Source organism: Caballeronia sp. ATUFL_F1_KS4A (assembly GCF_023630905.1).
Taxonomy (GTDB): domain Bacteria; phylum Pseudomonadota; class Gammaproteobacteria; order Burkholderiales; family Burkholderiaceae; genus Caballeronia; species Caballeronia zhejiangensis.
Window position 1 is genome coordinate 39,033 of record NZ_JALQEB010000013.1, and the last position, 18,554, is coordinate 57,586.

17 protein-coding genes are annotated in these 18,554 nt (G+C 63.3%); 4 read left to right on the forward strand and 13 right to left on the reverse strand.

What is annotated here, in order from left to right:
- Positions 1–20: 20 nt before the first annotated feature.
- The 6 genes from NCS03_RS11700 to NCS03_RS11725 all read right to left on the reverse strand — a co-directional run bounded on the left by NCS03_RS11700 (position 21) and on the right by NCS03_RS11725 (position 6,249).
- A complete protein-coding gene (locus NCS03_RS11700) occupies positions 21–530 on the reverse strand; it encodes an LPS-assembly lipoprotein LptE (RefSeq protein ID WP_409014118.1) in 510 nt (169 codons plus the stop codon).
- A gap of 92 nt (positions 531–622) precedes the next feature.
- Positions 623–3,217, reverse strand: a complete 2,595-nt coding sequence (gene leuS / locus NCS03_RS11705) for a leucine--tRNA ligase (protein ID WP_250459013.1) — start codon at positions 3,215–3,217, stop codon at positions 623–625.
- Positions 3,218–3,409: 192 nt separating this feature from the next.
- Positions 3,410–3,850 (reverse strand): ExbD/TolR family protein, encoded by a 441-nt coding sequence (locus NCS03_RS11710; RefSeq protein ID WP_250529198.1) that lies wholly within the window; start codon positions 3,848–3,850, stop codon positions 3,410–3,412.
- Between the two features lie 10 nt (positions 3,851–3,860).
- Positions 3,861–4,526, reverse strand: a complete 666-nt coding sequence (locus NCS03_RS11715; RefSeq protein WP_239295143.1) for a MotA/TolQ/ExbB proton channel family protein — start codon at positions 4,524–4,526, stop codon at positions 3,861–3,863.
- Between the two features lie 6 nt (positions 4,527–4,532).
- Positions 4,533–5,330 carry a 4-hydroxy-tetrahydrodipicolinate reductase gene (gene dapB / locus NCS03_RS11720; RefSeq protein WP_250529199.1) on the reverse strand — a complete coding sequence of 266 codons (798 nt, stop codon included), beginning with the start codon at positions 5,328–5,330 and terminating at the stop codon, positions 4,533–4,535.
- 118 nt (positions 5,331–5,448) lie between these two features.
- On the reverse strand, positions 5,449–6,249 hold the full coding sequence (locus tag NCS03_RS11725; protein WP_033537302.1) for an outer membrane protein assembly factor BamE: 801 nt from the start codon (positions 6,247–6,249) through the stop codon (positions 5,449–5,451).
- Between the two features lie 194 nt (positions 6,250–6,443).
- On the opposite strand from NCS03_RS11725, the gene fur reads away from it, so the two are divergent.
- Positions 6,444–6,872: a ferric iron uptake transcriptional regulator gene (gene fur / locus NCS03_RS11730; RefSeq protein ID WP_008342866.1), complete on the forward strand. Its 429-nt coding sequence runs from the start codon at positions 6,444–6,446 to the stop codon at positions 6,870–6,872.
- Between the two features lie 141 nt (positions 6,873–7,013).
- On the opposite strand, the gene NCS03_RS11735 is transcribed toward fur, so the two are convergent.
- Both NCS03_RS11735 and NCS03_RS11740 read right to left on the reverse strand, forming a co-directional pair.
- Positions 7,014–7,523, reverse strand: coding sequence for an ureidoglycolate lyase (locus NCS03_RS11735; protein ID WP_008342867.1), 510 nt, complete (start codon positions 7,521–7,523; stop codon positions 7,014–7,016).
- A gap of 79 nt (positions 7,524–7,602) precedes the next feature.
- Complete coding sequence (locus NCS03_RS11740) at positions 7,603–8,931, reverse strand: C4-dicarboxylate transporter DctA (RefSeq protein WP_239295146.1); 1,329 nt, start codon at positions 8,929–8,931, stop codon at positions 7,603–7,605.
- 228 nt (positions 8,932–9,159) lie between these two features.
- On the opposite strand from NCS03_RS11740, the gene NCS03_RS11745 reads away from it, so the two are divergent.
- Positions 9,160–9,855, forward strand: a complete 696-nt coding sequence (locus NCS03_RS11745) for a FadR/GntR family transcriptional regulator (protein ID WP_250529200.1) — start codon at positions 9,160–9,162, stop codon at positions 9,853–9,855.
- A 53-nt stretch (positions 9,856–9,908) separates the two neighbouring features.
- On the opposite strand, the gene gap is transcribed toward NCS03_RS11745, so the two are convergent.
- Both gap and tkt read right to left on the reverse strand, forming a co-directional pair.
- Positions 9,909–10,919, reverse strand: coding sequence for a type I glyceraldehyde-3-phosphate dehydrogenase (gene gap, locus NCS03_RS11750; protein ID WP_250458997.1), 1,011 nt, complete (start codon positions 10,917–10,919; stop codon positions 9,909–9,911).
- 47 nt (positions 10,920–10,966) lie between these two features.
- Positions 10,967–13,021, reverse strand: a complete 2,055-nt coding sequence (tkt, locus tag NCS03_RS11755) for a transketolase (protein ID WP_239295147.1) — start codon at positions 13,019–13,021, stop codon at positions 10,967–10,969.
- 432 nt (positions 13,022–13,453) lie between these two features.
- Here tkt and NCS03_RS11760 point away from each other — a divergent pair, with 432 nt between their 5' ends.
- Positions 13,454–13,867: a VOC family protein gene (locus NCS03_RS11760; protein WP_008342874.1), complete on the forward strand. Its 414-nt coding sequence runs from the start codon at positions 13,454–13,456 to the stop codon at positions 13,865–13,867.
- Positions 13,868–13,920: 53 nt separating this feature from the next.
- A complete protein-coding gene (locus tag NCS03_RS11765; protein ID WP_008342875.1) occupies positions 13,921–14,658 on the forward strand; it encodes a 16S rRNA (uracil(1498)-N(3))-methyltransferase in 738 nt (245 codons plus the stop codon).
- 65 nt (positions 14,659–14,723) lie between these two features.
- Here NCS03_RS11765 and NCS03_RS11770 read toward each other — a convergent pair whose 3' ends face one another.
- From NCS03_RS11770 to NCS03_RS11780, 3 genes are all read right to left on the reverse strand, one after another.
- Positions 14,724–15,287 (reverse strand): barstar family protein, encoded by a 564-nt coding sequence (locus tag NCS03_RS11770; RefSeq protein ID WP_008342876.1) that lies wholly within the window; start codon positions 15,285–15,287, stop codon positions 14,724–14,726.
- Positions 15,288–15,291: 4 nt separating this feature from the next.
- The gene (locus NCS03_RS11775) at positions 15,292–15,786 is read right to left on the reverse strand and encodes a guanyl-specific ribonuclease (protein WP_250529201.1); all 495 of its coding nucleotides are present in this window, start codon (positions 15,784–15,786) and stop codon (positions 15,292–15,294) included.
- A gap of 410 nt (positions 15,787–16,196) precedes the next feature.
- A complete protein-coding gene (locus NCS03_RS11780; protein WP_008342878.1) occupies positions 16,197–18,491 on the reverse strand; it encodes an NADP-dependent malic enzyme in 2,295 nt (764 codons plus the stop codon).
- Between the last annotated feature and the right edge of the window lie 63 nt (positions 18,492–18,554).

Genomic DNA, 18,554 nt, shown 5'->3' on the forward strand with positions numbered 1-18,554 from the left:
TGCCAAGCGAACCCGGCCGATCAAAGCGGCGGCACCGGCAGCGGCGCGCGCGGCGAGACGCCCGGCGTCTGCTCGCCCGGCGCCGGATGCAGCGAACGCACGGTCGCGAGACGGCGCGTCAGCTGATCGACCGCGTCGTTGCGCATGTCGTTGTAGAGCAGCGTCGCTTCCTGCGATTTCGCGAGCGTGTATTGATCGCTGTATGTCATCGAGCGATTCAGCGCGATGGTGCTCGGCGGAATCAGTAACGTGCCGTCGGCGCCGAGCAGTGTGTAGTTCAGCGAGAAGACGAGCTCGTATTCCTGGATCACGCCCTGCGCGTTCAGGCTCAACGTGCGCATGCCTTGGCCTTCGTTCAGATTGAGCGTCGCGTCCGGCTTCTCGAACGGTTTGACGATCACGGTGTCGCTGCCGCCCTGAACCATGCGCTCGAGGCGCGCGACCATCTGCGGCGTGCCGCCGGTGATCGCGAGCCGCTTGAACGCGTAGTCCTGCTGGCCGCGAAGCTGGAAGCCGCACGCGGACAGCATCGCCGCGCCGCCGAGGAGCGGGACGAACGAGAGAAACGAGCGCCTGCTCGCGCTGACTTTGCCGGTCACATCCACTCCCTTGGTTGTGCGCATCAGACGACCACGTTGACGAGACGCCCCGGCACCACGATCACCTTCTTCGGTGTGCGGCCTTCGGCGAACTTCTCGAACATTTCGTGCGCGATCGCGGCCTTTTCGATGTCTTCGCGCGATGCCTCCTTCGCGACCGTCAGCGCACCGCGTACCTTGCCGTTGACCTGCAGCACCAGCTCGATTTCCGACTGCTCGAGCGCGGCTTCGTCGACCCTCGGCCAGGGCGCGTCGAGGAGCGGGCCGAATTCCTTCTCGTAGCCGAGTTCCGACCACAACTGGAACGTGATGTGCGGCACGACCGGATACAGCACGCGCAACAGCACGCCGAAGGTTTCGTTCAGCACGCCGGCGCCGACGTTCTTCGCGCCTTCGACCGCGTTGAGCATCTTCATGGCGGCGGACACGACCGTGTTGTACTGCAGACGGCCGTAGTCGAAATCGGCCTGCTTCAGCACGGTATAGATTTCGCGGCGCAAGGTCTTCTCGGCGTCGCCGAGTTTCGATGCGTCGAGCTTCGCGTGCTGACGCAGCGCATCGGCGTTGTCATGCGCGAAGTGCCACACGCGGCGCAGGAAGCGGCTCGCGCCTTCGACGCCCGCGCCCGACCATTCGAGCGACTGCTCGGGCGGTGCGGCGAACATCACGAAAAGGCGGGCCGTGTCGGCGCCGTACTGATCGATCAGCGTTTGCGGATCGACGCCGTTGTTCTTCGACTTCGACATCTTCTCGACGCCGCCGAGCACGACCGGCTGGCCGTCCGCGTTCAGCGTCGCGCCCGTCGGGCGGCCCTTTTCATCGTGCGTGACCGTGACTTCGAGCGGGTTGTACCAAGTCTTCTTGCCGCTCGCGTCCTCGCGATAGAACGTTTCGTTCAGCACCATGCCCTGCGTGAGCAGATTCTTCGCGGGCTCGCTGAACTTGATGAGGCCCATGTCGCGCATGACCTTGGTCCAGAAGCGCGAGTACAAGAGGTGCAGAATCGCGTGCTCGATGCCGCCGATGTACTGATCCATCGGCATCCAGTAATCGGTGCGCTCGTCGACCATCGTCGGCGCGTCCGGCGCGGTGTAGCGCGAGAAGTACCAGGACGAATCGACGAAGGTGTCCATCGTGTCGGTTTCGCGCTTCGCCGCCGCGCCGCACTTCGGGCACGTGCAGTTCACGAACGCTTCCGACTTCGCGAGCGGGTTGCCCGAGCCGTCCGGCACGAGGTCTTCCGGCAGCACGACCGGCAGATCTTTCTCCGGCACCGGCACGTCGCCGCACGACGGGCAATGGATGATCGGAATCGGCGTGCCCCAGTAGCGCTGGCGCGAGATGCCCCAGTCGCGCAAACGCCAGGTGACCTGCTTGTCGCCGAGGTTCTTCGCCTTCAGATCGGCGGCGATCGCGTCGATGGCTTCTTCCGTCGTCAGGCCGTCGTACTTGCCGCTGTTGATGAGCCTGCCCGCGGTCTTGTCGCCGTACCATTCTTGCCAGGCGTCGGTCGAGTACGTCTTGCCCTCGACATCGATCACCTGTTTGATCGGCAGCTTGTACTTCTTCGCGAACGCGAAATCGCGCTCGTCGTGCGCCGGCACGCCCATCACCGCGCCTTCGCCGTAGGACATCAGCACGTAATTGCCGATCCACACTTCGACTTGCGCGCCCGTCAGCGGATGCGTGACGAAGAAGCCGGTCGGCACGCCCTTCTTTTCCATCGTCGCGACATCGGCTTCGGCCACGCCACCGCGCTTGCATTCGTCGATGAACGCCTGGAGATCGGCGTTGTCGCGCGCGAGGCGCGTGGCGAGCGGATGCTCCGCCGCGACCGCCGCGAACGTGACGCCCATGATCGTGTCGGCGCGCGTGGTGAATACGCGCAACAGTTTCGCTTCGCCGTCGATTTCATACGGGAAGCCGAAGTTCACGCCGAAGCTCTTGCCGATCCAGTTCTGCTGCATGATCTTGACGCGCTCGGGCCAGCCGAGGCCGTCGAGATCGTCGAGCAGTTGATCCGCGTAATCGGTGATGCGCAGGTAGTACATCGGGATTTCGCGCTTTTCGACGAGCGCGCCCGAGCGCCAGCCGCGCCCGTCGATGACCTGCTCGTTGGCGAGCACGGTCTGATCGACCGGATCCCAGTTGACCGTGCCCGTCTTCTTGTACGCGATGCCCTTTTCCAGCATCTTCAAGAACAGCCACTGGTTCCACTTGTAGTAATCCGGCGAGCAGGTGGCGACTTCGCGCGACCAGTCGATGGCGAGGCCCATCGACTGCATCTGCTTCTTCATGTACGCGATGTTCTCGTACGTCCACTTCGCCGGCGGCACGTTGTTCGCCATCGCCGCGTTTTCGGCGGGCATGCCGAACGCGTCCCAGCCCATCGGCATCAGCGTGTTGTGGCCGTTCATGCGCAAGTAACGGTACATCACGTCGTTGATGGTGTAGTTGCGCACGTGACCCATGTGCAGCTTGCCCGACGGATACGGCAGCATCGAGACGCAATAGAACTTGGGCTTGGCCGACGTCTCGGTCGTCCGGTAGACGTCGTTCGCGCGCCAGTTGCTCTGCGCGGCGGATTCGACGTCGGCGGGTGCGTATTTATCGTGCATGGTGTGGTTTGGCTTCGGCAAATGCTGGGAACGGACTTTGGGACTCGCCGCTATCGATTCGGGCAACGAGTCCGGGCGCTGCGGCATTGCTGACACGGCGCGGCGTCGGAATTCGGGCCTGCTGGCTCGGGCCAAGGCCCGCCGAACGGGGAAATCGCGATTATACCGTTCGATGCGCGCCGGTTCGCGCGCTTATTGCGCGGGCGCTGGCTGCTGCGGTTTCGCGGGCTGCGTGACGAAGCCGATGCGCTCCAGACCGGCCTGCTGCGCCGCGCCCATTACCTGCGCGATGACGTCGTAGCGCGTCGCGCTCGACGCCCGCAGATGCAGTTCCGGCTTCTGCGCGCTCTTGCCCGCGTCGGCGAAACGCGCGCGCATCTGATCGAAAGTGACGGGCGTGTCGTTCCAGAAGAGCTTGCCGGCGTCGTCGATGGACAGCGTGACGGTTTGCGGCGTCTCGCGCGCGGGCTGCGACGAGACTTTCGGCAAATCGAGCCGGATCGCGTGCGTGAAAAGCGGCGCGGTGATGATGAAGATGACGAGCAGCACGAGCATGACGTCGATGAGCGGCGTCATGTTGATGTCCGCCATCGGCGCACCGTTCGTCTTCTTGTCGAGTCCGCCGAAGGCCATCGCCGCGTTCCTATTCGGCCGGACCGCACACGAACGCATGCAGATCGTGCGCGAATCCGTCGAGTTCCTCGGAAATCTGCCGCACGTAGCGCCCGAGAATGTTGTACGCGAGCACGGCGGGAATCGCGACGACGAGACCGAACGCCGTCATGATGAGCGCCTCGCCGACCGGCCCGGCGACGTTTTCGATCATCGCCTGACCGCTCGACGCGATGTTCGACAGCGCGTGATAAATGCCCCAGACGGTGCCGAGCAAGCCGACGAAAGGCGCCGTGCTCCCCACCGATGCGAGCAGAACCTGACCGAATTCGAGCCTTCGTTGCGAACGCAGCAACGCATGACGCAGCGCGCGCAACACGCGCTCGCTGCGCTCGACGCGGGCGAGCATCGCGCCGGGCATTTCAGCTTCCGATGCGCGCCACGCGGCTTCAGCGAGTGGCAGAAACACACGCTCGCGATCCGCGCGCTGCAATGCGCCGATGCCGTCCTTCAAACTCGGCGCCTGCCAGAAACGCTGCAATGCGCGCGGACCTTGCCACTTGGCGCGCGCCAGAATCCACGCCTTCACGAGCAGGAAACACCAGCTCGCGAGCGACATGGCGAGCAGCAGACCCGCGACCGCGTGCGTCACGGCATCGCCGGATTGAAGGTAATGAATGACGCCCGTTGCTGCCATAAAAAATCAGCGCAGGCCGAGTACGTCCTGCATGTCGAAGAAGCCCTTGTCGTGCCCTTCGAGGAAACGCGCGGCGCGCAGCGCGCCCTGCGCGTACGACAGACGGCTCGCCGACTTGTGCGTGATTTCGATGCGCTCGCCGATGCCCGCGAAGAGCACCGTGTGATCGCCGACGATATCGCCGCCGCGAATCGCGGAAAAGCCGATCGTCGACGGATCGCGCTCGCCGGTCACGCCTTCGCGCGCGTACACGGCGCAGTCCTTCAGATCGCGGCCGAGCGCCTTGGCGATCACTTCGCCCATGCCGAGCGCGGTGCCCGACGGCGCATCCACCTTATGACGATGGTGCGCCTCGATGATCTCGATGTCGTAGCCGGTCGCGAAATGCTTCGCGGCGAATTCGAGCAGCTTCAACGTGACGTTCACGCCGACGCTCATGTTCGGCGCGAACACGACGCCGATCTTCTCGCCCGCCTGCTTCAGTTGCGCTTTCTGCTCGTCCGAAAAGCCGGTCGTGCCGACGATCATCTTCACGTTGTGCCGCAGCGCCGCTGCCAGATGCGCCATCGTGCCTTCGGGACGCGTGAAGTCGATGAGGGCGTCGGCGTCGGCGAACACGCGCTCGATGTCGTCCGTCAGCAACACGCCCGTGGTCTTGCCGAGGAACGCGCCCGCGTCCTGTCCGAGCTGCGGCGCGCCGGGGCGGTCGAGGGCGCCGGCGAGTTGCGCTTCGGGCTCGTTGAGGACAGTTTCGATCAGCATCCGGCCCATGCGGCCCGACGCGCCGGCAATGGCGATCTTCATGGCAGTCTCGTGTTGAATCGCGCGCGGCACGCGCGACGGATGATGCGAATGGGCTGTGCGGATGAAGCGGCGCCGCGTCGACGCATGGCGCGGCTTCGTCCTCGAGCGGCTGAACTGCTTACTGGCTTTGCTGCGGCAGATAGAACTGCGCCTGGCCGCTTGCGTTGGCCGGAGCCGGCGACGAACCCGCCGGACCGACCGCGCTGCTGTCCGGAATGTTGATCGTCTGCGGGCGGCGCTGCAGCTGAATCTGCGAGTTGCTGCCGGAACTGTTGGTGGAACCCGGCGCGCCGCCCGAGCTCGTCGGCGCGCTGCTGAACGCCGAGGAGCGCTGACGCCCCGTCGGCATTTCGACTTGCGCCGTTGCGCGGTTCGCGGCCTGCGCGGCTTCCTGGTTCGCATCGCCGGCAAATGCCGCTGCCGTATTCGGTTGCGTCGACGGCTCGCCGACCGGCGCTGTCACCGCCGCGGTCGACGCCACCGGCGCGGATGCCGCCGCCGGCGTCGCGGGCTTCGCGACCTTGACGCCCTTGTCGCCGTCGATTTCGGCGAGCAGCTCGAGGTTCGACGGCAGATTCTCGCCGCCCGACCAGCTCACGACGCGATCGCTCGCGAAGTTGACGACGAAGTCACGCTGCTGAACGACGGATGTCGACCCACGCTTGAAATAGAACACGTAGTCCCAGCGATCGGCGTGGAACATGTCCGTCAGAAGCGGCGTGCCGAGGAGTTGCTTCACCTGATCACGCGACATGCCGACCTGCATCTGCGCCGCGGCTTCCGCCGAAACGAAATTGCCTTGCACAACCGTGATCCGGTACGGCGTGATGCTTTGCGCGATCTTCTGCGTGACGCTGTCGTACGTCGAGCAGCCGGCGAGCAATGCGGCCAAGGTTGCTGCTATTACGGTTCCCCGCATGCGACGGCTCTCCCTGCAATTCGATAAATATTTGGAAAACATTTCACCTTTCACGCGAGGCGCTTCAAGGCCGCACTCATTTCGGCCCTCATTCAGCTAATTCACCTTGACGCCTTGACGCCGCTTGGGATGTCAGGATTTGGCAAAACGCATTACTATGAGAACCTTGAATTGTACTCTAGGGATGCCTAGCCATGACCAATCCCGCCGATCTCAAGAATATCGGGCTCAAGGCGACCCTGCCCCGCCTCAAGATTCTCGAAATTTTCCAGCACAGTCCGGTGCGCCATCTGACCGCTGAAGACGTGTATCGAAGCCTGCTCAACGAAGAGCTCGATATCGGTCTTGCGACGGTTTATCGCGTGCTCACGCAGTTCGAGCAAGCCGGCCTGCTGTCGCGAAGCAATTTCGAATCGGGCAAGGCCGTCTTCGAGCTCAACGAGGGATCGCACCACGATCACCTCGTGTGCATCGACTGCGGCCGCGTCGAAGAGTTTTTCGATGCGGAGATCGAACGCCGTCAGCAATCGATCGCGAAGGAACGCGGTTTCAAGCTCCACGAGCATGCGCTCGCGCTGTACGGCGCATGCACGAAGGAAAACTGCCCGCACCGCAAGCATTGAGCTTCGCGCGCCGCTCTTGGGCGCGCGGATGAAAAAACCGCCGTTCATCTCGCGATGGACGGCGGTTTCGTTTCGCCCGTACGTTTCATGTTATGCGCATGCGATCGATTCGCAATTGCATTTCGATTACCGCATGTTGTATCAAGCTGCGCGCGCGGCCGCTTCGATCAGCGCGTAACGTTCGGGCAGGTCGATTTCGTCGCAATTCGGCAAGTCGCCGCCGCGATCGACGACGATGAAATCGCCCGGCTCGTCGAGCACGATCAGCGGGTGATGCCACACGCCGCGCGCATAGTTCACGCCCTGCCAGCCGCGCGCGTAAAAGGCCCGCAGACCAGCCGCATCGAACTCGCCCGCAGGCGCGACGACCACGAGATAGCGCACGTCCGCGAGCGGCACGAAAGCCTGACTGCCGAGCGGATGGCGCTCCATCATCGAAACCACGACCGGCTGCGGGCGCGGCTGGCCGCGAAACACGTTGATAAGCGGCCGCCCTCCGCTTTCGAAGCCGACTTCCACGTTCGCGAGATCGTGAAAGCGCTCCGTCGTGCCCGCGTTGATCGGGAAATGACGCGCGCCTTCGAGTTCGATGACATCGCCGAACGGGGCGAAGGCTTCGCGCGTGAGCGGTTCGAGCGTCAATGTTTTCATTCGATTCCTCCGAAGATGCGCGATTCCGCGAGGTGCGTGTCGCGACAGTCGGTCATTTCAATGCCCGGGTTGCGTCGAGTCAGATCGCGTGCGCGTGTTCGTTGCCGTGCGCGCCTTGCTCCGATTGCGGCGCGGCGGGCACGAAGCGATACTCGGCGTCCTGATCGAGCACGCGTTGGGCGCGCGCCCGGTCGATGTCGTTCTCCCAGACGCCGACGACCACCGTCGCCACGCAGTTGCCGATCAGATTCGTCACCGCGCGCGCGATGCCGACGAACCAGTCGACCGGCAGGATCAGCACGAGGCCGAGCACGGGAATGGCGGGAATGGCGGAGAGCGTCGCGGCAAGAATCACGATGGCGGAGCCGGGAATGCCGTGCGCGCCCTTCGACGTCACCAGCGACACGAGCACGACGACGATCAGGTCATGCATCGACAGCGGCGTGTTGGTCGCCTGCGCGATGAAGATCACCGCGAGCGTGAGATAGATCGAGAAGCCGTCGAGGTTGAACGAGTAGCCGGTCGGAATCACGAGACCGACGGTCGAATCCTTCACGCCCATCCATTCGAGCTTGCGCATGATCTGCGGCAGCACGGCATCCGACGACGCGGTGCCGAGCACGATCGACAATTCCTCGCGCAGATAGCGCACGAGCTTGAAGATCGAGAAGCCCGCGAGGCGCATCACGATACCCAGCACGACGAACACGAACAGGAAGCAGCTCGCGTAGAACACAATCACGAGCAGGCCGAGCTGCTTGAGCGACGCGACGCCGTACTGGCCGGTCGTGAAGGCGATCGCGCCGAGCACGCCGAGCGGCGCGAGCTTGATGATGAACGCCATGATGCGGAAAAACACATGCGACAGCTCGTCGATGAAAACCGTCACGCGCTGTGCCTTTTCGCCGAGCATCGAGAGCGCCGAGCCGAACAGGATCGCGAACACGAGCACTTGCAGGATGTCGCCTTTGGCGAAAGCGTCGATCGCGGTGTCGGGGATGATCTTCAACAGGAAGCCCGCGGTGTCCTTCAGGCTTTTTGCGTGCTCCGTGTAGGTCGCGAGCGACGCGGCATTGAGCGAATGCAGATCGATGTTCATGCCGACGCCCGGCCGCGTGAACCATGCGAGCAGCGCGCCGATGACAAGTGCGAGCGTCGTCATGATCTCGAAGTAGACGACCGCCTTCAGCCCGACGCGTCCCACTTTCTTCAGATCGCCCGCGCTCGCCATGCCGCTCACGACGACGCAGAACACGATCGGCCCGATCACCATCTTGATGAGCTTCAGGAAACCGTCGCCCAAAGGCCGCAACGACTGGCCGAAATGCGGAAACAGCGCGCCGACCACCACGCCGATGACCAGCGCGATCATCACCCTGCCGAACAGCGAATTCAGAAATCTCGACACGACCGTCTCCTCGTGTAATGTCTCGGGACCAGAGCAACTGTTCCGACTGGTCGGACCAGTGCTGTGATGGGGAATATTAGAAAGCCGATATAGAGCCGTCAAGGAAGCATTGGTAGCGGTTTACCCTGTTCCGGCCGGGTACGGAAATGGCCGCGACACGGTCGTTCACACGTGCGCACGGCACGCGCATACAATGGCGGTCAGACCGGCCAATTCAGTTTTCTTCCTATGAAAAACGTCCCGCATACCGTGGCCGACGCCGCCATCGCGACCATTCGCGAGCGCATCGAATCGAGCATGTATCCGGTCGGGAGTCTGCTTCCGGCGCAGCGGCAGCTATCGGAAGAATTGGCGATCAGCCGGGCGTCGCTACGCGAGGCGCTCTCGACGCTCGAAGCGCTCGGCATGCTGCATATCCGGCCCGGAAAAGGCGTGTATGTCAGCAGTGCGCAGGCAAGCAACGCACATCCGTGGCGCTTCGCCGATCAGGCGTCGTTGCCCGACACCTATCAGATGCGCTTCGCGCTGGAGGGATTCGTCGCGCGGCTCGCGGCGCATTCGATCGGCGACGCGGACATCGACTGGCTCGACGACAATCTCGACTCGCTGCACGCCGCGTTGACCGAATCGGCGCTGGAAGAAGCCGCGCAACTCGACTTCGCGTTTCACATGCGTATCGTGAGTCTCGCGGGCAATGCGGCGATCGAATCGATCCTGCGCGGCAGCGCCGACATCATGAAGGAGAGCCAGCGGCTGCCGTTCTATCGGCGCGAACTGGTGTTATCGACGTATCACGAACACGCGGTCATCATCGAGGCTCTGAAGGCGCGCGACGGCGAGAAGGCCGGCCGCGCGATCGAAGGTCACATCGTCAACGCGGCGCAGCGTGCGGGCGTGCATTTTCCCGTTCCGAGCAAAGCTTGAGGCGAAAAAAAGCCGCTCCGAAGAGCGGCTTTGTCGTTTCAGCAGGCTGAAACTTACTTCGCGTTCGCGAGGGCGACCGCCGTATCCAGCATGCGGTTCGAGAAGCCCCATTCGTTGTCGTACCAGCTCGACACCTTCACGAGACGGCCCGACACCTTGGTGAGCGTCGAATCGAACGTCGACGAAGCCGGGTTGTGGTTGTAGTCGATCGAGACCAGCGGCGCATCGTTGTAGCCGAGCACGCCCTTCAGTTCGCCTTCCGACGCTTCCTTCATGATCTTGTTGATCTCATCGACCGTCGTATCGCGCGCGGCGATGAACGACAGATCGACGACCGACACGTTGATCGTCGGGACGCGGATCGCGTAGCCATCCAGCTTGCCGTTCAGCTCGGGCAGCACGAGGCCGACGGCCGAAGCAGCGCCCGTCTTCGTCGGAATCTGGCTGTGCGTGGCCGAGCGCGCGCGGCGCAGGTCTTCGTGGTAGACGTCCGTCAGAACCTGGTCGTTCGTGTACGCGTGGATCGTGGTCATCAGACCGTTCACCAGGCCGATCTTGTCGTTCAACGGCTTTACGAGCGGCGCGAGGCAGTTCGTCGTGCACGATGCGTTCGAGATGACCGTGTCCGACGCCTTCAGCACGTTGTGATTCACGCCGTACACGATGGTCGCGTCGACGTCCTTGCCGCCCGGCGCCGAGATGATGACCTTCTTCGCGCCGCCCTTGATGTGCGCGCTCGCCTTTTCCTTCGTCGTGAAGAAGCCGGTGCACTCCATCACCACGTCGACCTTCAGCTCGCCCCACGGCAGTTCGGCCGGGTTGCGGTTCGCCAAAACGCGGATCTTGTCGCCGTTGACGACGAGGTAATCGCCGTCCACCGACACTTCGCCCGGGAACTTGCCGTGCGCCGTGTCGTACTGCGTCAGGTGCGCGTTGGTCTTGGCATCGCCGAGGTCGTTGATGGCGACGATCTCGATGTCGTGCTTCTTGCCGTTTTCATAGAGGGCGCGCAGCGTGTTGCGGCCGATACGGCCATAGCCGTTGATTGCAACGCGAATCGTCATGGTCTATCTCCTTGGCTTAAAAAAACCTGCTTCGCTGACCGCGAATTTTACTGCGCGGCGAGGACGGCCTTCGCCGTCGCGACAACATGCTCCACCGTGAAGCCGAAATGCTTGAACAGCGCGCCCGCCGGAGCCGACTCGCCGAACGTGTCGATGCCGACCACGCCGCCTTCGAGGCCCACGTACTTGCGCCAGAAATCCGTCACGCCCGCTTCGATCGCCACGCGCGCCACGCCCTTCGGCAGCACGCGCTCACGATACTCGGCGTCCTGCTTGTCGAAGACGTTCGTGCACGGCATCGACACGACGCGCGCGCCGATGCCTTCCTTCGCCAGCGCCTCGACGGCTTGCATCGCGAGCTGCACTTCCGAGCCGGTCGCGATGAGGATGATCTTGCGCGCGGGGATATCGTCGTTCCAGTCGCGCAGCACGTAGCCGCCCTTCGCGATGTTGGCGATCTGAATGTCGTTGCGCGGCGAGAATTGCAGATTCTGGCGGCTGAAAATCAGCGTCGACGGGCCGTTGTGCGCGATCGAATGCGTCCACGCGACCGCCGTTTCGACCGTATCGGCCGGACGCCACGTCTGCAGATTCGGGATCAGGCGCAGGCTCGACACATGTTCGATCGACTGGTGCGTCGGACCGTCTTCGCCGAGACCGATGGAATCGTGCGTGAAGACGAAGATCGAGCGCGACTTCATCAGCGCGGCGACGCGCAGCGCGTTGCGGCTGTAGTCCGAGAACGTCAGGAACGTGCCGCCGAACGGACGATAGCCGCCATGCAGCGCGATGCCGTTGATCGCAGCCGACATGCCGAACTCGCGCACGCCGTAGTTGATGTGATTGCCCCACTGGATGCCCGCGTGTTCCGGATTCGCGTTTTCGGCGTCGCCTGCGGCGCGAACGGCTTTGGAAGCCTTCCAGTTGGTGAGGTTCGAGCCGGTCAGGTCGGCCGAGCCGCCGAGCAGTTCCGGCAGTGCCGCGGCCAGCCCTTCGATGGCGTTCTGCGAGGCCTTGCGCGTCGCGATGGTTTCGGCCTTCTGATTCGCGTCCTCGATGATCTTCGCGGCAGCTTCGGCCCAGTTCGCCGGCAGCTCGCCGCTCATGCGGCGCGTGAATTCGCTCGCTTCCGACGCGTACTTCGCGCGATAGGCGTCGAACGCCTTGTTCCATTCCGCTTCGGCGTGCGTGCCTTGTTCCTTCGCGTCCCACGCCGCATACACTTCCTGCGGAATTTCGAACGGACCGTAGTTCCAGCCGATCGCCGCGCGCGTCGCCGCGATTTCCTTGTCGCCGAGCGGCGCGCCGTGCGCGTCGTGACCGCCCGCCTTCGTCGGCGCGCCCTTGCCGATGACCGTGCGGCAGCAGATCAGCGTCGGCTTGTCCGACTTCTTCGCGGCGGCGATAGCGGCATCGACTGCATCGACGTTGTGGCCGTCCACGGCGCGGATCACGTTCCAGCCATACGCTTCGAAGCGCTTCGGCGTGTCGTCGTGGAACCAGTGCTCGACGTGGCCGTCGATGGAAATGCCGTTGTCGTCGTACAGCGCGATCAGCTTGTTGAGCTTGAGCGTGCCCGCGAGCGAGCACGCTTCGTGCGAAATGCCTTCCATCAGGCAGCCGTCGCCAAGGAACACGTACGTGTAGTGATCGACGATCTTCGCGTCAGCCTTGTTGAATTCGGCGGCGAGCAGCGCCTCGGCGAGCGCCATGCCGACCGCATTGCCGACGCCCTGGCCGAGCGGGCCCGTGGTCGTCTCGACGCCGGCCGTGATGCCGTATTCCGGATGGCCCGGCGTCTTCGAATGCAGTTGACGGAAGTTCTTGAGCTCGCTCATCGGCAGGTCGTAGCCGGTGAGGTGCAGCAGCGAATACAGCAACATCGAGCCGTGACCGTTCGACAACACGAAACGGTCGCGATCGAACCAGTGCGGATTCGCGGGATTGTGCTTCAGATGGCGCGACCACAGCGCGACGCCGATTTCCGCCATGCCCATCGGCATGCCGGGATGGCCGGAGTTGGCTTGTTGAACGGCGTCCATGGCGAGCGCGCGGATTGCGTTGGCCATGAGGGCGGTCTGGCTGGAGGTCGGGATCGTCATGTCGAGTCTGGGCAGGTGCTGAAATGATCCGCGGTGCTTCTCTTGCAGTACTTCTCACTCGGGCCGGACCCGCACACACCACGTTTTCAGGACCGGAACGACTTGGAAACGACGAGAAACGACGAGGATCGGAAGCCCATCATTCTAACAGACCGGTCCGATTGACACGCGTCTGTAAGGGCGCAAATCCGGTGCGTCCGGACGTCCCGGGCGCGGGCATGTTCCGTGCACTTCACGCGTCGCCGCACTGTCACGGCGGCATGACAATCCGTGACCTTACACGGTAACGCGCGCGGTCAACGGACGTTCATCTGGCGAAATCCGTCCGGCGCGCGGCGTATCGCGCAGGTTCCTTGCCGGTCCATTGATCGTACGGCTTCATGGCAAAATGTTTCCCAATGTGCAGCAGCAAGGCTTCAAGGAGTGCTTTCGATGACCGACCCTCGCCCCGCCGACGTGCCCTGGCTGACTCCGTATCTCACCGTGCGCGACGCACGCGTGAGCATTGCGTTTTATGAAAAAGCGCTAGGCTTCGCGGTGCGCGACAGCGTCAACGACGACGGCACGGTCATCCATGTCGAGATGACGTATCGCGGGCAGTTGATCGTGATGTTCGCGCCCGAAGGCGCGTACGGTTCGCAGGCGCGCACGCCGAAGAGCGCGGGGCAAATGGCGCCGCAGTCCTTCTATTTATACGTCGATGACGTCGACGCCACGTTCCATCAGGCGCTCGCAGTCGGCGCGAAGGCGCTCATCGAGCCGCAGGACCAGTTCTGGGGCGACCGCTTCGCGCAGATCGAAGATCCGGACGGCTATCGCTGGGCGATCGCGCGGCATCTGCGCTGAGCGCGCAGGCATTCTCACTATCCGCGGACGGCCGAGTCCGCGATCAATCATTCATGCCACGTTTTCATGTCGACGGCCCGCTCTGCGCAGGCCAAACCTTCGCCCTTCCGGATGACGTCGTGCGTCATGTGCACGTTCTGCGTCTGCAAACGGGCGATGCAATCACACTCTTCGATGGCCGCGGCGGCGAATATCGCGGCGAGCTCGTCGATATCGCCAAACGCGCGGCGACCGCGCGCATCGACGAACACAGCGATCGCGAAGCCGAGCCGCCGTATCGCGTGACGCTCGCGCAAGGCGTCGCGGGCGGCGACAAGATGGACTGGCTCATCGAGAAGGCGGTGGAACTCGGCGTCTCGGGCATTGCGCCGATCACGGCCGAGCGCGGCGTCGTGCGTCTCGCCGGCGAGCGCGCATTGCGTCGTCAGGCGCACTGGCAGGCGCTCACGCGCGCGGCGTGCGAGCAATGCGGGCGCAATCGCGTGCCCGAGGTTGCGCCGCCGCGCGATCTCGGCGCCTGGCTCGCCGACCTGCCCGCCGCCATCGACGGCGAACTGCGCCTCCTTCTCTCGCCGCGCGCCGAAGTCAGCTTTGCATCGTTGCCCGTCGATCCGCCGGCGAGTCCCGTCACTTTGCTGATCGGTCCGGAAGCGGGTTTTTCGCCCGCGGAAGAAACCGCGATCGTCGATGCGGGTTTTTCCACGCTCGGGCTCGGCCCGCGCGTGCTGCGCACGGAGACGGCGGGCATTGCGGTGTTGGCGGCGCTGGCCGCGCGCTGGGGCGGCTGGTAAAGAAATAGCCCGATGGAAACCCATCGGGCTATTTTCCTGCTTTGCGCCGGCCTTGGTTCGAATGCTCAGACGAACGAATAGAACACGCGGAAAGCCACTTTCCTTTCCGCCCAGAATTCCGCCGCGTCGCGGAATACGTCCAGCAGCACTTCGCGGCCTTCCTTGTCGAACTTCTGCGCGATCGGCAGTTGTTCCAGCACGATCACGAAACCCGGTTGCGAGCCCGCCTTGTGAACGAGATCGGTGAGCGAATCGTAAAGCGCGTCGTAGTTCTTGCCGAAGTGTTTGGGAAAGAGAAACGAAAGAGCGATAGTCTCGAGCACTTCCTGTTTGCTCTGCGCATGGCCGAGATACGCGTACAGGAAATGCTGGCCGAGGCGGTTCGCTTCGTCCGCGAGATCCTGCACCCGGAACGCGCGAATCGACTGCACGATGTTCGGCCGCACGGTTGCGAACAGCGATTCCGAATCCTCTTGCGGATGGAGCTCCTCGGGCCTGGTCTCGTCGTCGGGTCTGTTGTCGTGTTCTGTCATGCGTAGCCGCAATACTCGCTGGAACAGGTTGCCATCGCCGGTGGCGAAAAGATCACCCGCGACGCTGTGGTCGTGCGCGTAGATGTTGTCGCTCATGCCGTTAATCCCGTAGTTGATCCGCAATGCGTTTGAAACTGGCGTAGTGGTCGTCCGTGTAGTAGCAATCGTCGAGCTTCTTCTTCGGACCGCCACACACGATCCGGCGCGCGCCGCGATCCCGCGCGCGAGGCGTGGGAACGGTGTATTCGTGGTAGTAGCCGCGTGGATGCCGCGGAAGCAAACGCTCGCGATTGCCGAACACGACGCCGTCCTTCTCGAAAGGGAAAGGGCCGCCCGCTTCGATCAGCCGCAAGGTTGCGACCGCCTGCTTGGGCAACTGCGCAATGTAGACGGTGGCCAGCCCGTCGCGCTCCTGCTCGCCGGTCGCTTGCGGTTGCCGCATCTGCGCTTCACGGACCGGTTCGGCCGGCGAGACGGGCGCCGGACTCGCCGAAGCAACCATCTCCTGAACGCCGCTTCGAGGTTCATCCTTGCCGCACGCGCCCAACAGGACGCTCAAGGCGACGAAAAACGAAAGAGCCCTCGCGCGTGTCACCAAACGGTTGTCCTCGCGTTACACCAGAATTCACGACCATGAAAGATGTAAGGGTATCGCTAATGACAGGGCGAAGCAACGTTCGCCCGAAAATCGGAAATTTTTTCGCAGTTTGGACCGATCCCGCAAATTCTGATGACGTAATCATCCGAAGAATTAGCCGAAATCTGAGAGATTTCTATCCCAGTCAGGATAATAATTTGCTCGTGGGATCTGAAGCGTTGGACGAGCCGCCTCACTCGTCGCCAGTTTCGCGGCATCGCGCTTGCCGTTCGACCCCGCTTTTTGCGTGTAAAGCAAACACTCCTTTGCTTTTTTTCGCGGCGTGCCGTGTGTCCACGGCACGCTTTTTTTTGCGCAAAAAAAGCGGCGGGAAAGCCCGCCGCGTTCTTGGTCAAAGCAAGCCGCGATCAGCGCGCCGCCGATGCATCCGCCACCAGCAATGCCGTCATGTTGACGATTCGCCGCACCGTCGCCGATGAAGTGAGCACGTGAACCGGCTTCGCCGCGCCGAGCAGGATCGGCCCGATCGCGATGCCGCTTCCCGCCGCCGTCTTCAGCAGGTTGTACGAGATGTTCGCCGCGTCGATGTTCGGCAGGATCAGCAGGTTCGCGTCGCCTTCGAGCGTCGATTCGGGCAGCACTTCCTTGCGCAGACGCGCATCGAGCGCCACGTCGCCGTGCATTTCGCCGTCGACGTCGAGATCGGGCGCGCGTTCCTTGAGGATCGCGAGCACGTCGCGCATCTTCTGCGCGGTCGGCGCATTGCTCGTGCCGAAGTTCGAATGCGACAGGAGCGCGATCTTCGGCACGATGCCGAAGCGCTTCACTTCTTCCGCCGCGAGCATCGTGATTTCGGCGAGCTGCTCGGGCGTCGGATCGACGTTCACGTGCGTATCGACGATGAAAATCTGACGCCCCGGCAGCACGAGCGCGTTCATTGCCGCGTACACGTTCGCGCCTTCCTTCTTTCCGATCACCTGATCGATGAAGTGCAGATGACGATGCGTCGTGCTCACCGTGCCGCAGATCATGCCGTCGGCTTCGCCCTTCTGCACGAGCATCGCGCCGATCAGCGTCGTGCGGCGGCGCATTTCGAGCTTTGCCATCTGCTGGCTGATGCCTTTGCGCGCCATCATCTTCGCGTACGTCTGCCAGAAATCGCGATAGCGCTCGTCGTGGTCCGTATCGACCACGGAGAAATCGACGCCCGGCGCGAGACGCAGGCCGAATTTCTGGATGCGTTGCTGGATGACCGCCGGACGGCCGATGAGAATCGGCTTCGCGATCTTTTCATCGACGGCGATCTGCACCGCGCGCAGCACGCGCTCTTCCTCGCCCTCCGCGAACACGATGCGCTTCTTCTCCGGCTCGACGCTGCGCGCGAGCTGGAACACGGGCTTCATCGTCGTGCCGCTGTGATAGACGAACTGCTGCAGATGCTGCTCGTACGCTTCCATGTCCTCGATCGGACGCGTCGCCACGCCGCTGTCCATCGCCGCCTTCGCGACGGCCGGCGCGATCTTCACGATGAGACGCGGATCGAAAGGCTTCGGAATCAGATATTCCGGGCCGAACGACAAATCCTGAATGCCATAAGCCGTCGCGACGATATCGCTCTGCTCCTGACGCGCCAGTTCCGCGATGGCGTTCACCGCAGCGATTTCCATTTCCTTCGTGATGACGGTCGCGCCGACATCGAGCGCGCCGCGGAAGATGAACGGGAAGCACAGAACGTTGTTGACCTGATTCGGATAATCCGTGCGGCCGGTGGCGAGCACGGCGTCCGGGCGCACTTCGAGCGCGAGTTCCGGCAGGATTTCCGGCGTCGGATTCGCGAGCGCCAGAATCAGCGGCTTCGCGGCCATCTGCTTGACCATGTCCTGCTTGAGCACGCCGCCGGCCGAAAGCCCGAGGAACACGTCCGCGCCTTCGATCACTTCGGCGAGCGTGCGCGCGCTCGTTTCGCGCGCGAAGAGCTCCTTGTCCGGGTCCATCAGCTCCGTGCGGCCCTTGTAGACGACGCCGGCCAGATCCGTCACGAAAATGTTCTCGCGCTTCATGCCGAGATCGACGAGCAGATTCAGGCACGCCAGCGCCGCCGCGCCCGCGCCCGACGCGACCAGCTTCACTTCGCCGATGTTCTTGCCGACCACCTTCAGACCGTTCGTGATCGCCGCCGCGACGACGATAGCCGTGCCGTGCTGATCGTCGTGGAAGACGGGAATTTTCATGCGCTTGCGGCATTCGCGTTCGACGATGAAGCAGTCCGGCGCCTTGATGTCTTCCAGATTGATGCCGCCGAAAGTCGGCTCGAGCGCGGCGATCACGTCGACGAGCTTGTGCGGATCGCTTTCGTTCAGCTCGATATCGAACACGTCGATGCCGGCGAACTTCTTGAAGAGCACGGCCTTGCCTTCCATCACCGGCTTCGATGCAAGCGGCCCGATGTTGCCGAGGCCCAGCACGGCCGTGCCATTGCTGACGACGCCGACGAGATTGCTGCGCGCGGTGAAGCGCGCGGCGTTCAGCGGATCTTCGACGATCGCTTCACACGCGAACGCGACGCCCGGCGAGTAAGCCAGCGCGAGGTCGCGCTGGTTGATCATCTGCTTGGTGGGGGCGATCGCGATCTTCCCGGGAACCGGAAATTCGTGATAGTCGAGCGCAGCTTCGCGCAACTTGGTATTAGCGTCAGTCGTCATAAGGCGGGCTAGCAGTGCGGGAATTAGAATGGAAGTTCGAACGCATTGTAGCGCCAATCAGTC